The sequence below is a fragment of the Nocardia sp. NPDC046473 genome, assembly GCF_040645995.1.
Lineage (GTDB): Bacteria > Actinomycetota > Actinomycetes > Mycobacteriales > Mycobacteriaceae > Nocardia.
Genome location: NZ_JBEYZJ010000001.1, coordinates 1,012,786 through 1,029,507 on the forward strand (window position 1 = coordinate 1,012,786; position 16,722 = coordinate 1,029,507).

Genomic DNA, 16,722 nt, shown 5'->3' on the forward strand with positions numbered 1-16,722 from the left:
GAAGTAGGTCAGTGGTGACGTCGGCTTCGGGCATCGTGTCGTCTGAATGGCGGATGCAGCACTTACGACCAGGGGATTAGCGTCGGTGGGTAGTCGGGTTGCGGGTGGCACGCTGTCGGGAGCTGCCGTCGCAACTTGGCCTGGGCTGGTAGCTGTGAAGCAGGGCGGGAGCGAACAATGAAGATCCACGCTGTCGGCCATCCCGAAAGGCTTGCGCAGCAATACAGACTTCCTCTCAGCAGGGCAAACCATCCCGCTAACTAGGTGTCCACCCTTCGGGGGAGCCCCACACCACGACCGCATCCTCCTAGCGTGCCGATTGTGTCTGTAGCGTAGTCGTCGAGAGCGCACTCCGAACGCAAACGTGCGCAAGCACTTACATTAGAACGACCGGTATGGCCAGCGTGTAGACGAATTGAGTATCTCGGGGCCGGGTGTCCGCATCTCCACCACCGAGAACAATTCTTCGCAATACGATGTGTGTTCGAGACGAGCTCACCACCGACCAGTTGGACGGTCGGCAGACGAAATATGTTGAACTCGAACAGTATTCGTTCTCGGTCGGGGTTCGTGTCCTCGGCAGGAATCGAACCTGCGACCTACATGCACTTTGTCCTCGTTCGGGACTTTCGCACTGCTGTATTTGGCTAGCTTCGAGATGTTTGCGGCCAGTGTCTGGGCGCGGCCTGCTGCGACCTTCTGGTAGCGCATGGCTGCTTGTGGTGTCTTGGCGGCGCAGTCGTTCCATGACTTCGAGTAGCGTGCCGCCAGCTTGGGCTGCGACTGTGCCCCCGGTGTGTCGTTGCTCGCCTGGCGGAATCCGAGGCGGCCGTTGCGGCTGCCGGTACGCGCAGTGCCATCGATCCGTCACTAGAACTTTGCCTATTTCCTTGTACCACAAACAATCCGATCTCTTACGCTGGAGATCTACGGAAGTACTCCACTCCGTGGGGCGGCGGGCCACCGCAGCGACTCACTCAGCGACCGCACGCGGCGGCATTGCACGCGGAGGAGGTCGAGGGCTGTGGCAAGCGCTGGAGCAGCACCGCTGATGTTCGGTGGCGAGGGGTTCGCGGCCGCTGTCGCGGATTTCGGTGCCGAGTTGGGGCCACGGATGCGTGGTGACGGTCGGGGCGAGGATCGGTTGCGTGGGCCAGTGGCTGGGCTGGTGCGGCGTGTTGGTGAGTTGTTCGGGCTGACGCTCGTTGTCCATGACGAAGTGTCTCTAGCAGCGATCCAGTCACGTCCGGACATAGCCGTGGATGTGACCAGTGGACGGGTGGGCTACATCGAGCTGAAGGCCCCGGGGAAAGGTGTTCCCGGGGCTTGGTCCGGTGCGTCCAAACATGACCGCGAGCAGTTCGAGCGGTTGAAGACCTTGCCGAATCTGGTTTACACGGACGGGAATTCGTGGGCGTTGTACCGGCGCGGGGTACTGGTCGGGGAAATCGGGTTGCTTGCTGGTGATCTGGCTTCGGCGGGGCGGCGGTTGGCGCCGACGGACGCCGCACTGGAGCGGTTGCTCACCGACTTTCTGTTATGGCGACCCGCCGCACCGCGCTCTGTTCGGGCGGTGGTGGCCGATGTCGCTCCGCTATGCCGGTTGTTGCGCGACCAGGTCTGGGAGACAATCCAACGCGAGACAACCCAGCCGGGCAGGCGACCGTTCACCGGATTGGCGACCGAGTGGCGCGCCATTCTGTTCCCAGTCCCGGACCCACAGCGCAACGCGGACGAGGTGTTTGCCGACGCTTACGCACAGGCAGTGACCTTCGCGCTGCTGCTGGCTCGGGTGGATGGGGTGTCGTTCGAGGGAAAGACTCCAGCAGGGATCGCCGAGCAGCTCGCCAAGAAGCATTCGCTGCTGGGCGAGGCCTTAGCGATCCTCGCGAACTCGAAGTGGGTTCGACAGCTAAACGTTGTGGAACTGCTCGTGCGGGTGATCGGCGGTATCGACTGGGCCAGAGTGCGTCTGGATGAAGACGATGCTTACTCGCAGTTGTACGAGATGTTTCTCGCTGAGTACGATCCGGAATTACGCCGCCGAAGCGGCACTTACTACACGCCAGTGCCGGTGGCGCGCGGGATGGTCGGTTTCGTCGACGAAGTGCTCAAGACACGGCTGGGTCGGTCGCGCGGCTTCGCTGCCGATGATGTCATCGTGCTCGATCCCGCAATGGGCGCGGGCACGTTCCTGGTCGAGGTGTTGGCCGCAGCCGCGGCGACGTTGCGTGTCGAGCGCGGATCGTCGACCGTACCGAAGGCGCATCTGCGGGAATTGTTCGCGCATCGGCTCATTGGGTTCGAGCTGCAGGCCGCCCCCTATGCTGTGGCGGAGCTTCGTCTGCATACTGCGCTGCGCACCCTCTACCGGGTGGATATCCCGGCGGAGGAGCCGCGGTTTCTTACTGATGCGCTAGACGATCCGGACAAGATGTCGCTAGATCTCGGTCAGCTGTACGAGGCGCTGACCGAGACGCGGCGGCAGGCGAACCGTATCAAGCGCGCGGTGCGGGTGATGGTTGTGATCGGGAATCCACCCTGGCGAGAGCGAGCCAAGGGTGCGGCACCCTGGTTGGAACAACGGCGCGATCCAGCGCGGCCGCAGTCGACGAAGGAGTACCCGTCGTTGGACGAGTTCCGTCCCCCACAGGGCCGTCTGGCGTTCAATCTGAACAATATGTGGACGTATTTTTGGCGGTGGGCTACGTGGAAGGCGTTCGAGGCCAATGAACCTGCTGGAATCGTCGCATTGATCACGCCGAGCGCCTATCTGACTTCTGAGTCCTACGCGGGAATGCGTCGTTATCTGCGCGCTGTAGCGGACGAGGGGTGGATCATCGACTTGTCACCAGAGGAGCATCGATCTGCTGTGACGACTCGAGTTTTTCCTGCCACTCAGCATCCGGTGTGCATCGGGGTGTTCGTGTGTAAGGGCCCACGTGCGCCCGATGTTCCTGCCCGCGTGCGCTATTGGTCGATTTCCGGAACGCAGCAAGAGAAGTTCTCCGCGATCCTCACGGCGAAACCGGACAGCGATGTGTGGCGCGATTGCCCGACACATTGGGGGGCCGCGTTCCGCCCCGGGGACACCGAGTGGGACGCCTGGGTGCCAGTCAGTGACTTGCTGCCCTGGCATCACACCGGGGTCAATTCGAATCGAAACTGGGTGTGGGCACCGGACTCTCGGACGTTGACCCAGCGATGGCAGCAGTTGGTTCATGCTGGGCAGGCCGAGAAGCCGATACTCTTCAAAGAAACCCGCGACCGCAGAATCGACGGCATCTACAAGGGCGGCCACGGTTTTCCGGCAGGCCATGGATCACTTGCAGCGGATGCAACCGCGGAACCCACGACGGTCCGGGTCGCATGGCGCAGTTTCGATCGTCAGTACCTGATCTACGATCGGCGCGTCGTCGACTATCCCCGACCTGAACTCTGGCAAGTCCTCGGCCCACGTCAGATATACACCTGCGAGCAACATACTGTGCCGATCTCGGACGGCCCCGCCCTAGTGTTCTCTGCATTGGTGCCAAACGTGCATAACTTCAACAACCGTGGCGGACGAGTGCTGCCGCTCTATCGTGACTCCGGCGCTACTACACCGAATGTCGCACCGCGCCTGTTGAGCACCCTCGCACAATTTCTCGCTGTCGCAGTATCCGCGGACGACCTGCTCGCGTATGTCGCGGCGGTGGTTGCACACCCCGGCTATACGCGTCGCTACGCTGAGCGGCTTCGCACCCCAGGCGTACGGGTTCCGATAACTCTTGATCCCGACCTGTGGCGAGCAGGTGTCGAGATCGGCCGAAAGGTGATCTGGCTGCACACTTTCGGAGAACGGTTTGCTAACCCCGCAGCAGGACGACCACCGGGGCCGCCGCGAACATCGGCTGATCGCATACCACGGTACATCCAGTCGGTCCCGGACGGGAACGAGCAGATACCCGACCGCATCGACTACGAGCCAGACACTGAAGCCCTGGTGATCGGTGACCAAGTTTGCGGCGGCCGGGTCCGGCCGGTGTCCCCGGCGGTATGGCGATACACCGTAGGCGGCCGTCAAATTATCAGGCAATGGATCGGCTACCGCCTGCTCTCGTCACGCCACCGCAAGCGAACCTCGGCACTGGACGCGATCACGTCGTCTCAGTGGACCGCCCAATTCGATGACGAACTGCTTGACCTCCTCAATGTCCTAGATGGGTGCGTCGCGCTGGAGCCAGCCCAGGCCAACCTATTGGATAGCATTGTTGCTGCCCCGATACTGACCGTGAACGACCTGCAAAGCCACGACGTGTTTCCCGTTCGACCTCAGAATCGCAAAGCGCCCCGAGCTGATCTGCCGGGGACTTTGTGGGCACCTTAGGAAGAACCACCAATCCTTCCGGTGGAGTTACCGACGCACCTGGTTGAGCAGGCTCTTGATTCTGAAATTGTCCGCCGCCGACATCGAGCACTTCTGGCGCGCATCGTGGACTCCACTATCCGCATCAGGGCACCATAGGCATACTGGCATCATCCATTCCTCCCTCGTTGCAGAGCTGGCGATCGACTCAGTGCCGCCGAAGGCTCTCCTCTTGGAGCGCTGACGAGGCTACTTCCAACTGGATGTGTTTGTGAAACCTGAGGTGCAGAAGGCACACTGCCGCCCTCAGCAGCCCGGCGCAGCATTATCAGCCCGCCATGGGCTTGCTTGAGTCGGATGCATGGAAATCGTGCACGTTCGACGATGGAATCAATGCCGGCGGAATAGATTTAGGAAGCTACAACCCGGGCGCAGGTGCGTATCTAACCTTCAGGGTAACGATCATTTCGGGCATATGTCAGACCCTGCAGAACATCGGGTACGTCGAAACCGATAACGGGTGGACGGAAGATTATGCGGTGTTACAGCTGACAAAAGCGGATTGCTGAGAGAAACGACAGGCATGTCAAGTCACTATATTGATTGCGCTATCGCTGGCGCGCCACGCCTGAACCGCTGCGGCGGCCATGGTCTGAGCGGGCCGTGTGCCCGGCTCGGTTCACGGCGTGGAAGCGCAGCTATCTGAATCGCCCCGGTGAGTCCGGAGACTCCCAACATTCCGGGGCGATTCAGGACAGCTTCGAAGCCCTGAGTGTGTTCTAGGGCTTCGAAAGCCTTTCGGTGATACCGCAGCGGCGCGATAGAAACCGAACGAGAACCGTAGATAGTTGATGTCTTGTGGCCAGTTGCCCGAGTCCCAGCGATCCTTATCGAGGTCTTTGTCAGGGGCCACAGTTGAGAGTGGCGGAATCAGCGCGAGCGTGAGCCAGGCGATGGTCAGGGTTGAGGTGATGGTGCAGGAAGGCAAGCTACGCCGGTCACCGCGTAAGTCGTTTTGCCGCTTTCGGTTTGCGAGTCGACGATCGGCTTCAGCCACGGCAGGTCGATCGGGCCGCGCATCTTTTTGCCGGTGATCAGGTCGTACTCGGTGTATGCCGGTGTGTTGTGGGAGTCGATGTGTGCGACCGTGGTTCCGGTCACCGTCGCTTGATGTCCGAATCCCTTTGCAGGGAGTTCCCATTCTTTGCGGGCTTCGGATGGCTGATTCAGCGGTATGGAAAGTACTGCCCCGTCGTCACCGTTGATCCAGTACAGCCGATCCCCGGACCGGGTCAGCGTGTTCGGCCGGGACCGTGCGGAATGCCCGGCCATACCCACGTGTGACTGAATGCGCGCACCGGTGCCGGTATCGAGTTGCACCAACTCCAGTCCGAGCCCGCCGGTGCGGTCGTAGCTTGCGTCGGCCGAGCCGTAGAGGTTGAACAGCGCCGACCCGTCCGCCGAGCATGTCGAGGTCCGTGACTCGCTGCGGAACATGTTGGGCCACTGCCATTCACCGCGCAGGACGGGTTCGCCACCGTTGATGGGGAGTTCGAACAGTCGGTGTTTGATCATCGATTGGTCCGAGGTGAGGTCGTCGAACGTGACGACGACCCCGAACGCGCGCTCGCCGCAGTGCGCCGCCGAGAGCATGATCCCGGGGACTGACCCCGGCAGTGGTGCTGCGTCCGGGGAGGTCAGGACGTAGTCGTGCCGATACTGCGCCGCTGTTCCGCCGCGGGTGCCGGTGTTGAACCAGATCAGGCTTCGGCCGGAGGCAACATCGTGGGCGATGCCTTCGACCGCGTCCTGGTTGTTCGCGAGCATGGTGCGGCCGGAGGGACCGACGGTCATCACCGAATCAGCTGTGGCGAAGGTGAACCCGCGATTCCAGCTGACAATGCGTGCCGAGTCGATCGCGCCGCCCTGGAGCTTGCCGACGAGGTTGCCGTTGGAGTCGATGGCGAAGGCCGACGTGTGGTCGATCTTGGTCATGATCGGAGGTTGCGACGGACCGACCGTGAGCACGGCGATCGCCTCGCCCGGCACGCTGGCCATCTCGGCCGCGGTGATCGGAGCGGAATCTCGCCCGCAGGCCGAGGTGGCGATCACCATCGCCGTCAACGCCACCAGGGCAGGTGCGGACGGCCGCACCACGCCAGCTCTCCTTCGGCGTGTGGTGGAATCGGCCGGACGAGGACATTCACGTGTACGGCACTGCAGAAGTCCCGCTATGTCCGAGATCATCCCTTGAACGCGAAATCGCTGTTGTAGCCCGAGCCGACTCGTGTTCGGGCGTACGCGGCGGCTTTGGCGCGCATCGCGTCATCGGTGTGTACCTCCTGCATGATCGGGTTGTACACCCCTTTGGAAGAGTTGCCGAGGACCAATTTAACGCCGTGGTCCGGATCCAACGCTTGGATTGTGTCTTCCGCGTTGATGAATATGCCGTTGTGTCCGTGTTCGTACTGAACTCTGGCCACTCCAGTCGCTGCGTCGGAGTAGAAGATGTCACCGGCCCGCCTCGCCGCCGGAAGGTGAACCGCGTCTTTGTCGTCGCGGGGCGTGCTCCTGGAGGGGTGCGGTCGTTGCTGGGCGGCATGGCGTCGGATTCGCTGTCGCCGCTTTGCGGTCATGTCGGTCGGCTGCTGGAATCGTCTGACTGCTAAGGGTTTTGATGTCGGGGTGGGGGAGGGTTGTGTGCTGGCCCGAGGTGGACGTCGTCAGGTGGTGGGAGGGTGGTGCCGTCGCGTAGCAGCACGGGGCCGACGGGAGTGCTCGGGCCGCCCGGCGGCGGGAGGGGGTTGGGCGTGGGCGGCGGTGTGGGCGGGGTCGGTTGGGTGATGGTGGTGCCGTAGCGCGGTGGCGGCGGTGTGTGGTGAGTCGGGTTCACGAGGTCGGCGAGGCCGGGGTCGCGGTCGACTCGCGGTACTCCCAATGGTGGTAGTCCGAGCAGGTCGAGCGCGGTTTTGGTGAGGCTGACGTGTGAGCACCACCGGCTATCGATACCCGGGGTGATGTGGCCGCCGAACATGAGCAGCGGAACCCGTGGTCCGTAAACGAGTTGCACCCCGTCTGCGGTGTGCTCGACGTCGGGAGTAGCGACGTGGTCGTCGTAGCCGCCCCAGTCGTCCCAGGTGAGCAGGAAAACGGTGTCATCCCAGAGTCCGGCGGCGGCGACGGCGTCGACGGCCTGCCAGATGGTGTTGTGGCCGAGGGACACATCGGCTGGCGGGTGTTCGTCGGCGGGGGTGTCGTGCCAGATCATGGACAGTCGGGGCAGCGTGCCTGCGGCGGCGTCGGCGGCGAATCGGTTGTCGCGCACGATGTTCGGGGAGCCTTTGAGTTGGCTGTAGAACTCGACGGGGTAGCCGGAGCTGCCGGTGTAGGCCTTCCAGGTCAGGCCGTGGTCGGCGGCGTGGCCCGGCAGTGACGGCATGTCCCACACCGGTGGTGTGCCCGCCTGGGGTGGATTGCGCAGGGTGGGTGATTGCCCGCCCACGATCAGCAGGTGATTCGGGGTGGAGTTCGTACCGAATCCCGAGCAATGGTTTTCCAGGAACGCCCCGGTCGCAGCGAGATAGGCATAGAACGGCAGCACCGCAGTGGTGTCGAACTGGACATGTTGAGCCGGGGTGGTGGTGCCGGCGCGTTGAGCCGCCAACCATTTCCCGTAGGCGTGGCGGTCGTGCGGATGATCCGCGGCGGGTGGATTCGGGGAGATCGGCCAATCCTTCGCGACATTCGCGCCGAAGGGTCGCATTGATCGGAAGTAGTTGTCGGTGGTGTGGTTTTCCTGAACCATGATGACCACGTGTGCTGCCGAACTGGCGGGCGACATGTACCGAGCTTAGTCGTGAATGGCTACTGGGACGACCCCGCGGGTAACCTTGGCGACAGCGTCCGAGCTCGATCTCCATCGTCCGAGCTCGATCTCCATGGTGAAACGGAGGGCCTTGTGCCGGCTTCCTCAGCTCGTGGCCTCGCGCTGACAATCGCGGTGACGGCGGCGCTGTTGCCGGCATGTTCGGCGAATTCCGCGCAGAACGCGGCGCCGGAGGCGGTCAGCAATCCGCTGGCGCGTTGCGAGCCGCTGACCGATGCACAGATCACCCAGGCGGTCCATGCCGAAACCTTGACCGCGCAGCATACGCCGCCGACGTGTCTGTGGAATGCGAAGAACGCCGACGGCGAATTCGATATCACGTTCACCTATTCCGAGCACGAGTCACTGCAGCAGTTATGGGACCACGCACGTCAAGACGGACTCCAGACCGAACACGTGACGGTTGTCCGTGACGTGCTCGGGACCAAGGTCACCGCGACCGGCTTCTACACCCACAACCCGGCCGATCCCGGCGACTGCGCCGTCTCCGCTCAGGCCAACGCCGCGATCACCTGGCGCATCCAGAACCGTAACCACACCCCGCGCGCCGACCCGTGCGCCGAAGCCCTCGAATTGACCACTCGCACAGTCGATCTCTCCCCGTAACCGGGTGATTCCCGCCGTCAACTCTGGGAGGACGGTCGTAGAGTGGGTAGCGAGCGCACCGATCAGGGAGGCATGGAGTTGCCCGCAGTACTGGTCAAAGGGCAGAACGCCCCCCTGTCCGTCAACGAGGTCGTGGTCTCGATCCGATTCGACGCGGCTGCGGATCTATCCGCCCTGATGGTGACCGAGGCGGGCAGGGTTCGCTCCGACGCCGATTTCGTTTTCTTCAACCAGCCGAGCGGGCCAGGAGTGCGGCTGCGGCCCGCACCGCCCGGTCAGCCTGCGGCGCTGCAGGTTTCGCTCAACGCGGTACCCGGCGATATCGCCCAGATCCGTGCGGTGATCAGCCTGGACGACACGTCGAGCACGTTCGGCCGGTACCCGGCGCCGACCGCGATCGTGTCCGACCTGAGCGGTAACCCGTTGTACGAGTACCGGATCGAGGGCCTGGACTGCGAGTCGGTCGTTATCGCCGTCGAACTCTATCGACGGAACAACGCTTGGAAGGTGCGTGCCGTCGGGCAGGGTTATGCCGGAGGATTCGCCGCGCTGGTGACCGACCATGGCGTCAGTGTCGATGACGGCCCGGCGCCTCGACCCGCGGCGGTCGATGCCATTCAGCAGACACGCGACTATCGCCAACCGACCGCACCGTCCCCGGTGTACTCACCATCGCCGGGGTCGAGCTACCCAGCTTCTGGGTCGAGCTATCCACCGCCACTTGCACCGGGCTATCCGCCGTCCGTCCGGCCCGAACCGCAGCAGTCCGGTGAGGTCAGCCTGAGCAAGGACCATCCGGTCACGCTGGCGAAGGGGCAGCGGGTCACCCTGCGCAAGGACGGCGGTGTCGCGCTGAGTTTCATCCGGATGGGTTTGGGGTGGGATCCGGTGAAGCGGGGTGGTTTGTTCGGTGGCCGGACCATCAATGTCGACCTCGACGCGTCGGTCGTGCTGTTCGCCGGCGCCAATCCGGTCGACGCCGTCTACTACGGGCAACTGATCTCCAAGGACGGCTCGATTCGCCACCAGGGTGACAACCTCACCGGTGAAGGCGAGGGGGACGACGAGGTGATCCTGGTCGATCTCACCCGCGTCCCGGCGCATGTCACGCTGTTGCTGTTCATCGTCACCTCCTACCAGGGGCATACCTTCGCGCAGATCCAGAATGCGTTCTGCCGCTTGGTCGACAACGCCAACAACGCGGAACTTGCCAGGTACTCGTTGCGTGGTGAGGGGATGGCGTTCACCGCCATGGCGATGGCGAAGGTCTTCCGCGTCGGCGATGACTGGAAGATGCAGGCCATCGGCGAAGGTTTCCACGCCAAACATCCCGGGCAGGCGATTCCCCAACTGGGTCGATTCATCGCGACCCGGTGAACATCCAGCACGCCGACAGGGGCGTCGGTGTCAGTTCATGAACGACAGTGGCGAGCAACTTTGCGGTGTTCGGTATTTGCCCAGGTTTTATCGGCCGTTCACCTCGATCGGCGCATGATTACCTGGCGTTCGCACTGCTCGAGTGACAGGGCGGCGCGAGCTTTCGAGAAGTTCGACCAGGAGGTCCCATGTCAACCATCCGGGGTAGCCGAGCTACCTACCGGACCCGCGGCGTCATCGCGGCCGCGGCCATGCTCGTGCTCGCCGCGACGTCGTGCTCGAGCAGTTCCGATCAAGGATCGGGGACCGAGACGGCGACACCTATCAAGCATCTGGTGGTGATTTTCCAGGAGAATGTGTCCTTCGACCACTACTTCGGCACCTACCCGAACGCGGCGAACACCGACGGCACCAAGTTCACCGCGAAACCGGGCACCCCGCAGGTCGACGGGCTGACCCAGGATCTGTTGGCGCACAACCCGAACAAGTTCCAGCCGTCCCGGCTCGGCGGTCCCGACCAGCAGGTCACCTGCGACCAGGACCACGAGTACAAGGACGAGCAGGCCGCCTTCAACAGCGGGAAGATGGACCAGTTCGTCGAGCACACCGAGGTCGCCGCGTGTCAGCCGCCGACCTTCGGCGTGCCGGGTCTGGTGATGGACTACTACGACGGCAACTCGGTTACCGCACTGTGGAATTACGCGCAGCAGTACGCGATGAGCGACAACTCGTACAACACCACGTTCGGTCCGTCCACGCCGGGCGCGGTGAACCTGGTGGCGGCCCAAACCCACGGTGTGGTCAAGGAATTCATGCCCGACGGTAAGCCGTTCACCGAGGGGGAGGTGCTCGACAACGCGGGCAACAATCAGGGCACCATCATCGGTGACCCGCAGCCGTTCGGTGACGACTGCTCGAGCCGGGACCAGGTTCAGCTGTCCGGCACCAACATCGGTGACCTGCTGAACAAGAAGAACATCACCTGGGGTTTCTTCCAGGGCGGCTTCAAGCCGACCGAAACCAAGGACGGAAAAGCCGTCTGCGGCGCGACACACAACGTGGGAATCGCGTTGGGCGGCACCGGAAAGTCGGGTGCCAAGCCGTTCGACACCAAGGGCGACTACATCCCGCACCACGAGCCGTTCCAGTACTACGCGTCGACGTCGAACCCACATCACCTGCCGCCGAGCGCGGTCGACAAGATCGGGCAAACCGATCAGGCGAACCACCAGTACGATCTATCGGATTTCTGGGCCGCCGCCGATTCGAGCCACCTACCCGCGGTGAGCTACCTCAAGGCCCCTGGCTACCAGGACGGCCACGCCGCCTACTCCGATCCGCTGGACGAGCAAGCGTTCCTGGTCGAGACGGTCAACCACCTGCAGCAGCTGCCGGAGTGGAAGGACACCGCGATCGTCATCGCCTATGACGACTCCGACGGCTGGTATGACCACAAAGCCGGGCCCGTGGTGAACACCTCTGGCTCGCCGGAGGACGCGCTGACCGCAGCCGGTCAGTGTGGTGACGTGGCGGCCAAGCCCGCCAAATACCAAGGCCGATGCGGTTACGGTCCGCGATTGCCGCTGCTGGTGGTCTCGCCTTACGCCAAGTCCAACTTCGTCGACCACTCGGTGACCGACCAGTCCTCGATTCTGCGTTTCGTCGAGGACAACTGGAAGACCGGCCGCATCGGCGACGACTCGTTCGACGACCGTGCCGGCGTGCTCGACCCGATGTTCGACTTCAAGGCCGCGGCCCAACCCGCGCTCGTGCTGGACCCGAAGACCGGCGCCACCAAGTAGCAATACCCCGCGGTGGGCGGTTGCGGTCCATGAGACCGCAACCGCCCACAGTGTTTTCAGCTCTTCGGCAGGGTCGCGGTGATCGGAGCGTATGCCGTGGATTTCTTCGACGCCAACCAGCCCTGAAGCTCAGCCGGGGATCTGCGCGCCGAGCGCGCTACCGGCCGCGGCGCCTGCGGTGGCACCGATCACCCCACCTGCGATACCACCGGCGACAACACCGACGACCGCGGAGACGGGGCACACGGGAAGGGTGACGATGCAGGCGAACGTCCCGCCGGCGACCGCACCGACCCCGACGCCGACGACGGTTCCGACAACAGTCCCGACCTGGCCTCCGACGATGGCCTGCGTTTGTCCTGCGGAAACCGGTTGAACAGCAGGCTGTTGCGTCGGGGTTTCGGCCTGCGCGATGCCCGTACCTGCACCAACTAGCGCGGCAGTGAGGACTGTGGCGGCGGCCATCTTGCGAATCATGCTGTTCTCCTGGATGTTTCATGCGCGAACCACGAGCGTGGTTCGTTGACGCGGCAGCCGAGATAGAGTTCGCCTACCGAGGGGCACGCCGGGGTCGTTGCGGGTAGCGGGCGTCGTCCTCGATATACATTCCGCCGCAACGTGGTCGGCGGAGTCGTTTCCAAAAACCCATACTGGTTTCGTCTCTCGGCTGGATTTGTGAGAGTGACGCTACGCCGCCGGGCCCGAGGCCACGCCGTAGTCGTCGATCCGGCGGATGACGGCACATGGGCCTTCGAAACCAGCTGGGACCACAATGGTCCCCTCGACTTCACACCCGATCGGGGGGATTCTTTGTGTCCTTTTCCGTGGGAAAATTGGGAGCGAGCGACTCGGGTTCTGCCGAAAACCGTTCGGAGTAAGCCGAATTCGAGAATGGGGGCGGGACTCCTTGTTAGGATCGGCGGATGTATCGAGCGTGGGGGTTCGGGTACGTCCACGGTGGCGGCTTCCGCGAGCCGTGCTGCTGAGGGAAGCGCCGCGATGATCGTTATCAGAAGTACTGCGGAGCTACGGCGTGTCCTGGCGGAACCTCGTGCGCAGGGTAAGAGCATCGGTTATGTGCCGACGATGGGTGCGTTGCATGAGGGACACCTGGCGCTGGTTCGCGAGGCCAAGGTTCGTGACGACGTGGTGGTGGCGTCGATCTTTGTGAATCCGCTGCAGTTCGCGCCGAACGAGGACTTCGATACCTACCCGCGGGATGAAGAGCGGGATCTGGCGCTCTGCGAGAAAGTGGCGGCCGACATCGCGTGGCTGCCGACGGCGGATGAGCTGTTCCCGCCCGGTTTCGGGCTGACGGTCGCGGTGCCGCGGTTGTCGGGCGTGCTGTGTGGCGAGGGGCGGCCGACCCATTTCGCCGGCGTCACCACCGAGATGTCGAAGATTTTGATTCTGCTCGCGCCGACGGCGGTGTATCTCGGGGAGAAGGATTTCCAGCAGTTGGTGGTGCTGCGGGCGATGGTCCGTGACCTGGGTTTGCCGCTCGAGGTGCGGGCGGTGCCCACCGTGCGGGAGCGGGACGGTTTGGCGCTCTCGTCCAGAAATGCCTACCTTGCCGAAGCCGAGCGGCCAGTCGCGGCCGCGCTGTTCCGTGTGTTGTCGGAGCTCGCGCCGAAGCTGCGGGCCGACACCGGGGCGGTTGCCGCTGTGCTCGCCGAGGGGCGTGCGGCCTTGACGGAGGCCGGTGTGCGGCGGATCGACTACCTGGAGCTGGTCGACGGCGAGACACTTGAACCGGTCAGCACGGTCGGCTCCGGTAATCGGCTGGTGGCGGCCATATGGGTCGGGAGTACCCGTCTCATCGACAACGTGGCGGTATAGGCGTCCTGGAAGGAAAGTCGGGGGGCGTGGGAGGCGACTATGGACATGATGACGGAGCTGCTGGAGGCCGTATCGGCCGATGTCGCAGCGCGTCGGATACCGGGCGCGGTGCTGGCGGTGACGGAGAACGGGTCGCTGATCGACTTCCAGGCTGTCGGCACCCTTGATCCGGACAGTGCGCGACCGATGCCGGGCGACGCCATTTTTCGCATCTACTCGATGACGAAGGTCTTCACTGCGCTGGCAACGTTGCTGATGGTGGCGCAAGACCGGCTCCGATTGACGGATCCGGTCGCCGAGTGGCTGCCGTACTTCACCGACACCCGCGTCGAAGGGGCAGGCGCGCTGCGACCGCCGCGGCGCCCGCTGCTGGTCGAAGACCTGATGCGACAGACGGCGGGCATCGGTGGCGGTTACCACACCTCGGCGAACATCAAGCCGTACTACGAGCAGGCCGAGCTGCAAAAATACGACCACAGGTCCGAGCTGCCGACTTTGGACGAAGTGGTGCGGAAGATGGCGCGACAGCCGCTCGCCGCCGATCCCGGGACCGTATGGGAATACGGCATGGCCATGGACGTCCTCGGCCGCATCCTCGAAGTAGCCGACAACCGGCCGCTCGACGAGATCGTTGATCAGCGGGTCTGTCGCCCACTTGGCTTGCACGACACCGGATTCAGTGTCCGGACGGCGGATCTGGACCGCGTCGCGCAGCCGTTCGTCACACCGCCCGGACTCGTGACGCACCAGGAACGCCCGGCGTGGTTGTCGGCCGGTTCGGGCGGTTATTCCACCGCCATCGACTTCGCAAAGCTGTTGTGCGCGATCGCTCCTGACGACGACGGCCAACTGGCCATTCCGGCGCTGGGCCCCATCACCCGGCACCTTTTCGTCGATCAGATCGGGCAGCTGGCGGGCGGTGGCCCCGACTACATCCCGGGTCCGGGCTACGGCTTCGCCTACGGCCTGCATGTACCGAGCAGCGATCCGACCTGGGCGGCGCTGGACCCGCACGCCCAGACCGTAGGTTGGCTGGGCCGCGCCGCCACCAGCTTCGTGCACCACATCCCCAGCGGCGTAGGCGCGGTCCTGATGACCCAGTGCTACGGGCGAGCCGTCCACTATCGAGATCAGGTCCGTTCGATCGTGACGCGACACCAGGCCACCTCATGGACGTAGCCGACGAGCCGGTTGTCCGAGTTGCGGGCTTACGCAAGACGTACGGCTCGGTCATCGCGGTGAACGGGATAGACCTGACTATCGGGCGCGGCGAGATCTTCGGCCTGCTCGGCCGCAACGGCGCGGGAAAATCCACCGCGCTCGACATCATCTGCGGCCTCGTCAAGCCGACCGCGGGCCGGGTGGAGGTATTCGACACCGACGTGCGCAAGCACGGCCGACGGCTACGTCGCCGCATCGGCTATGTCCCGCAAGACAATACGGTCTACCTGGCGATGACGGTATGGCAGAACCTGCATTTCGCGGCGGTCGTGCGCGGGATGCCACGCGTCACCGCGCAACGCAGCGCGGCCGAGGTGATGGAGCGTCTCGGCCTGAGCCCGATCGCGAATCGTGGTGGCGCGCAGCTGTCCGGCGGCGAGCGTCGCCGACTGGCGATCGGCATGGGGATCGTGCATTCGCCGCCGCTGATGGTCCTGGACGAACCGAGCACCGGCGTCGACATCGATTCTCGCCACGCCATCCACCACCTGCTCAGAGAACTACGCGGCGAAGGCTCGACCATCCTCTATACGACGCACCACCTGGACGAAGCCGAAATCCTTTGCGACAGAATCGGTGTACTCGATGAAGGGGCCATCCTGGTCACGGCCGACGTGAAAAGCTTTGTCGCGGAACACGCCAGCCCATACTGCGAGATCGTCAGCGACGAGGCGGCAGCCGTGGCCGCTTTCCTGCACGACGCACTACCCGAGAGTGGTATTACGTTGCACGGCAGGCGTGTTCGGGTCGGGACACAGCAAGCTGACCTGCTCCCCACGATCGTCCGGCTGCTCGACGAGAGCAACCTCCCCATCAAGGATGTACGAGCGGTCCCTGTCTCCCTGGAAAACGCGTTCCTGCAGGTCATCGAGCGTCAGCTATGACGATCACCTGGGCCTTCCTCCGTAAAGAGCTGGCAACTTGGCGTCAGGACCCCACCCTGTTCGTCTTTCTGTTCGCCGCCCCGCTCCTGATGCAGGCCCTGCTCAGCGACGCCTTCGCCGGAATCACCGGCAGTGCGGGGGCAAACCAGACGGTCCCCGGCTTCACGATCATGTTCGGCTTCTACGTCATGATGTTCATGGGCACCTCGCACTACCGCGAACATGCCTCAGGCGCATGGAGTTTGGTACGGACCAGCGGCCTGTCCAGGGGAATGATGGCGATCCAACTCGCGATCCCTTACTTCGTCCTCTCGACGGTGCAGATGGCGCTGTTGATCGTCACCGGACGAATCCTGTTCGGCGGCACCATCAACGGATCGCCACTCGCCCTGGTCGTCCTCATCCTGACCATCGCCTGGACCGCCATCGCCCTCGGCCTGGTCCTGATCTCCCTCACCCGCAACGTCTCGGCCATGCAAAACCTTTGCCAGCTGGTCGTTCTCGGCATGGGTGCCGTCGGTGGCGCCGTGGTACCGGTTCGGCTGATGCCCGCGTGGAATCGCCCGCTCGCCCCACTGACCCCGCAGTACTGGGCGGTGGACGGCATGAAAAGTGTGCTCGCACAGCACGGCGGCCTCGCGAGCATCGCACCGAACCTGCTCGTGCTCACCGGGTGGGCGAGCGTCCTATCGATCATCGCGACGTTCGCCTTCGACCCGGGAAGCCAGCGTCGCGTCGCCATTCGCTGAGGCCGGAATC

General features: G+C 63.8%; 12 protein-coding genes. 8 read left to right on the forward strand and 4 right to left on the reverse strand.

Annotation, left to right across the window (positions count from 1 at the left end):
- Positions 1-1,156: 1,156 nt before the first annotated feature.
- Entirely contained in the window at positions 1,157-4,369 is a 3,213-nt protein-coding gene (locus ABZ942_RS04890; RefSeq protein ID WP_357379089.1) for a type ISP restriction/modification enzyme, read from the forward strand.
- 936 nt (positions 4,370-5,305) lie between these two features.
- On the opposite strand, the gene ABZ942_RS04895 is transcribed toward ABZ942_RS04890, so the two are convergent.
- From ABZ942_RS04895 to ABZ942_RS04905, 3 genes are all read right to left on the reverse strand, one after another.
- Positions 5,306-6,505, reverse strand: a complete 1,200-nt coding sequence (locus ABZ942_RS04895; RefSeq protein WP_357379091.1) for a hypothetical protein — start codon at positions 6,503-6,505, stop codon at positions 5,306-5,308.
- A gap of 86 nt (positions 6,506-6,591) precedes the next feature.
- Positions 6,592-6,831 (reverse strand): hypothetical protein, encoded by a 240-nt coding sequence (locus tag ABZ942_RS04900; RefSeq protein WP_357379093.1) that lies wholly within the window; start codon positions 6,829-6,831, stop codon positions 6,592-6,594.
- A gap of 182 nt (positions 6,832-7,013) precedes the next feature.
- Complete coding sequence (locus tag ABZ942_RS04905; RefSeq protein WP_357379095.1) at positions 7,014-8,189, reverse strand: alkaline phosphatase family protein; 1,176 nt, start codon at positions 8,187-8,189, stop codon at positions 7,014-7,016.
- Between the two features lie 117 nt (positions 8,190-8,306).
- Here ABZ942_RS04905 and ABZ942_RS04910 point away from each other — a divergent pair, with 117 nt between their 5' ends.
- The 3 genes from ABZ942_RS04910 to ABZ942_RS04920 all read left to right on the forward strand — a co-directional run bounded on the left by ABZ942_RS04910 (position 8,307) and on the right by ABZ942_RS04920 (position 12,019).
- On the forward strand, positions 8,307-8,840 hold the full coding sequence (locus ABZ942_RS04910; RefSeq protein ID WP_357379097.1) for a DUF3558 family protein: 534 nt from the start codon (positions 8,307-8,309) through the stop codon (positions 8,838-8,840).
- Positions 8,841-8,918: 78 nt separating this feature from the next.
- Positions 8,919-10,217, forward strand: a complete 1,299-nt coding sequence (locus ABZ942_RS04915; protein ID WP_357379396.1) for a TerD family protein — start codon at positions 8,919-8,921, stop codon at positions 10,215-10,217.
- A gap of 188 nt (positions 10,218-10,405) precedes the next feature.
- Entirely contained in the window at positions 10,406-12,019 is a 1,614-nt protein-coding gene (locus ABZ942_RS04920) for an alkaline phosphatase family protein (protein WP_357379099.1), read from the forward strand.
- 129 nt (positions 12,020-12,148) lie between these two features.
- Here the strand turns inward: ABZ942_RS04920 and ABZ942_RS04925 are convergent, their stop codons facing one another.
- Complete coding sequence (locus tag ABZ942_RS04925; RefSeq protein ID WP_357379101.1) at positions 12,149-12,496, reverse strand: hypothetical protein; 348 nt, start codon at positions 12,494-12,496, stop codon at positions 12,149-12,151.
- A gap of 522 nt (positions 12,497-13,018) precedes the next feature.
- Here ABZ942_RS04925 and panC point away from each other — a divergent pair.
- From panC to ABZ942_RS04945, 4 genes are read left to right on the forward strand one after another with little or no spacing between them, the layout of a single operon-like run.
- Positions 13,019-13,858 (forward strand): pantoate--beta-alanine ligase, encoded by an 840-nt coding sequence (panC, locus tag ABZ942_RS04930; RefSeq protein ID WP_357379103.1) that lies wholly within the window; start codon positions 13,019-13,021, stop codon positions 13,856-13,858.
- A gap of 39 nt (positions 13,859-13,897) precedes the next feature.
- On the forward strand, positions 13,898-15,037 hold the full coding sequence (locus tag ABZ942_RS04935) for a serine hydrolase domain-containing protein (protein WP_357379105.1): 1,140 nt from the start codon (positions 13,898-13,900) through the stop codon (positions 15,035-15,037).
- Positions 15,028-15,963, forward strand: coding sequence for an ABC transporter ATP-binding protein (locus tag ABZ942_RS04940; protein WP_357379107.1), 936 nt, complete (start codon positions 15,028-15,030; stop codon positions 15,961-15,963). The genes ABZ942_RS04935 and ABZ942_RS04940 overlap by 10 nt, the downstream gene beginning before the upstream one ends.
- The gene (locus ABZ942_RS04945) at positions 15,960-16,712 is read left to right on the forward strand and encodes an ABC transporter permease (protein WP_357379109.1); all 753 of its coding nucleotides are present in this window, start codon (positions 15,960-15,962) and stop codon (positions 16,710-16,712) included. The genes ABZ942_RS04940 and ABZ942_RS04945 overlap by 4 nt, the downstream gene beginning before the upstream one ends.
- Positions 16,713-16,722: the final 10 nt, after the last annotated feature.

Bases quoted from the DNA above. Each gene is read 5' to 3' on its own strand.
- ABZ942_RS04905 (WP_357379095.1), bottom strand. From the start codon at position 8,189: ATGTCGCCCGCCAGTTCGGCAGCACACGTGGTCATCATGGTTCAGGAA.
- ABZ942_RS04920 (WP_357379099.1), top strand. From the start codon at position 10,406: ATGTCAACCATCCGGGGTAGCCGAGCTACCTACCGGACCCGCGGCGTC.
- ABZ942_RS04925 (WP_357379101.1), bottom strand. From the start codon at position 12,496: ATGATTCGCAAGATGGCCGCCGCCACAGTCCTCACTGCCGCGCTAGTT.
- panC (WP_357379103.1), top strand. From the start codon at position 13,019: ATGATCGTTATCAGAAGTACTGCGGAGCTACGGCGTGTCCTGGCGGAA.
- ABZ942_RS04935 (WP_357379105.1), top strand. From the start codon at position 13,898: ATGGACATGATGACGGAGCTGCTGGAGGCCGTATCGGCCGATGTCGCA.
- ABZ942_RS04940 (WP_357379107.1), top strand. From the start codon at position 15,028: ATGGACGTAGCCGACGAGCCGGTTGTCCGAGTTGCGGGCTTACGCAAG.
- ABZ942_RS04945 (WP_357379109.1), top strand. From the start codon at position 15,960: ATGACGATCACCTGGGCCTTCCTCCGTAAAGAGCTGGCAACTTGGCGT.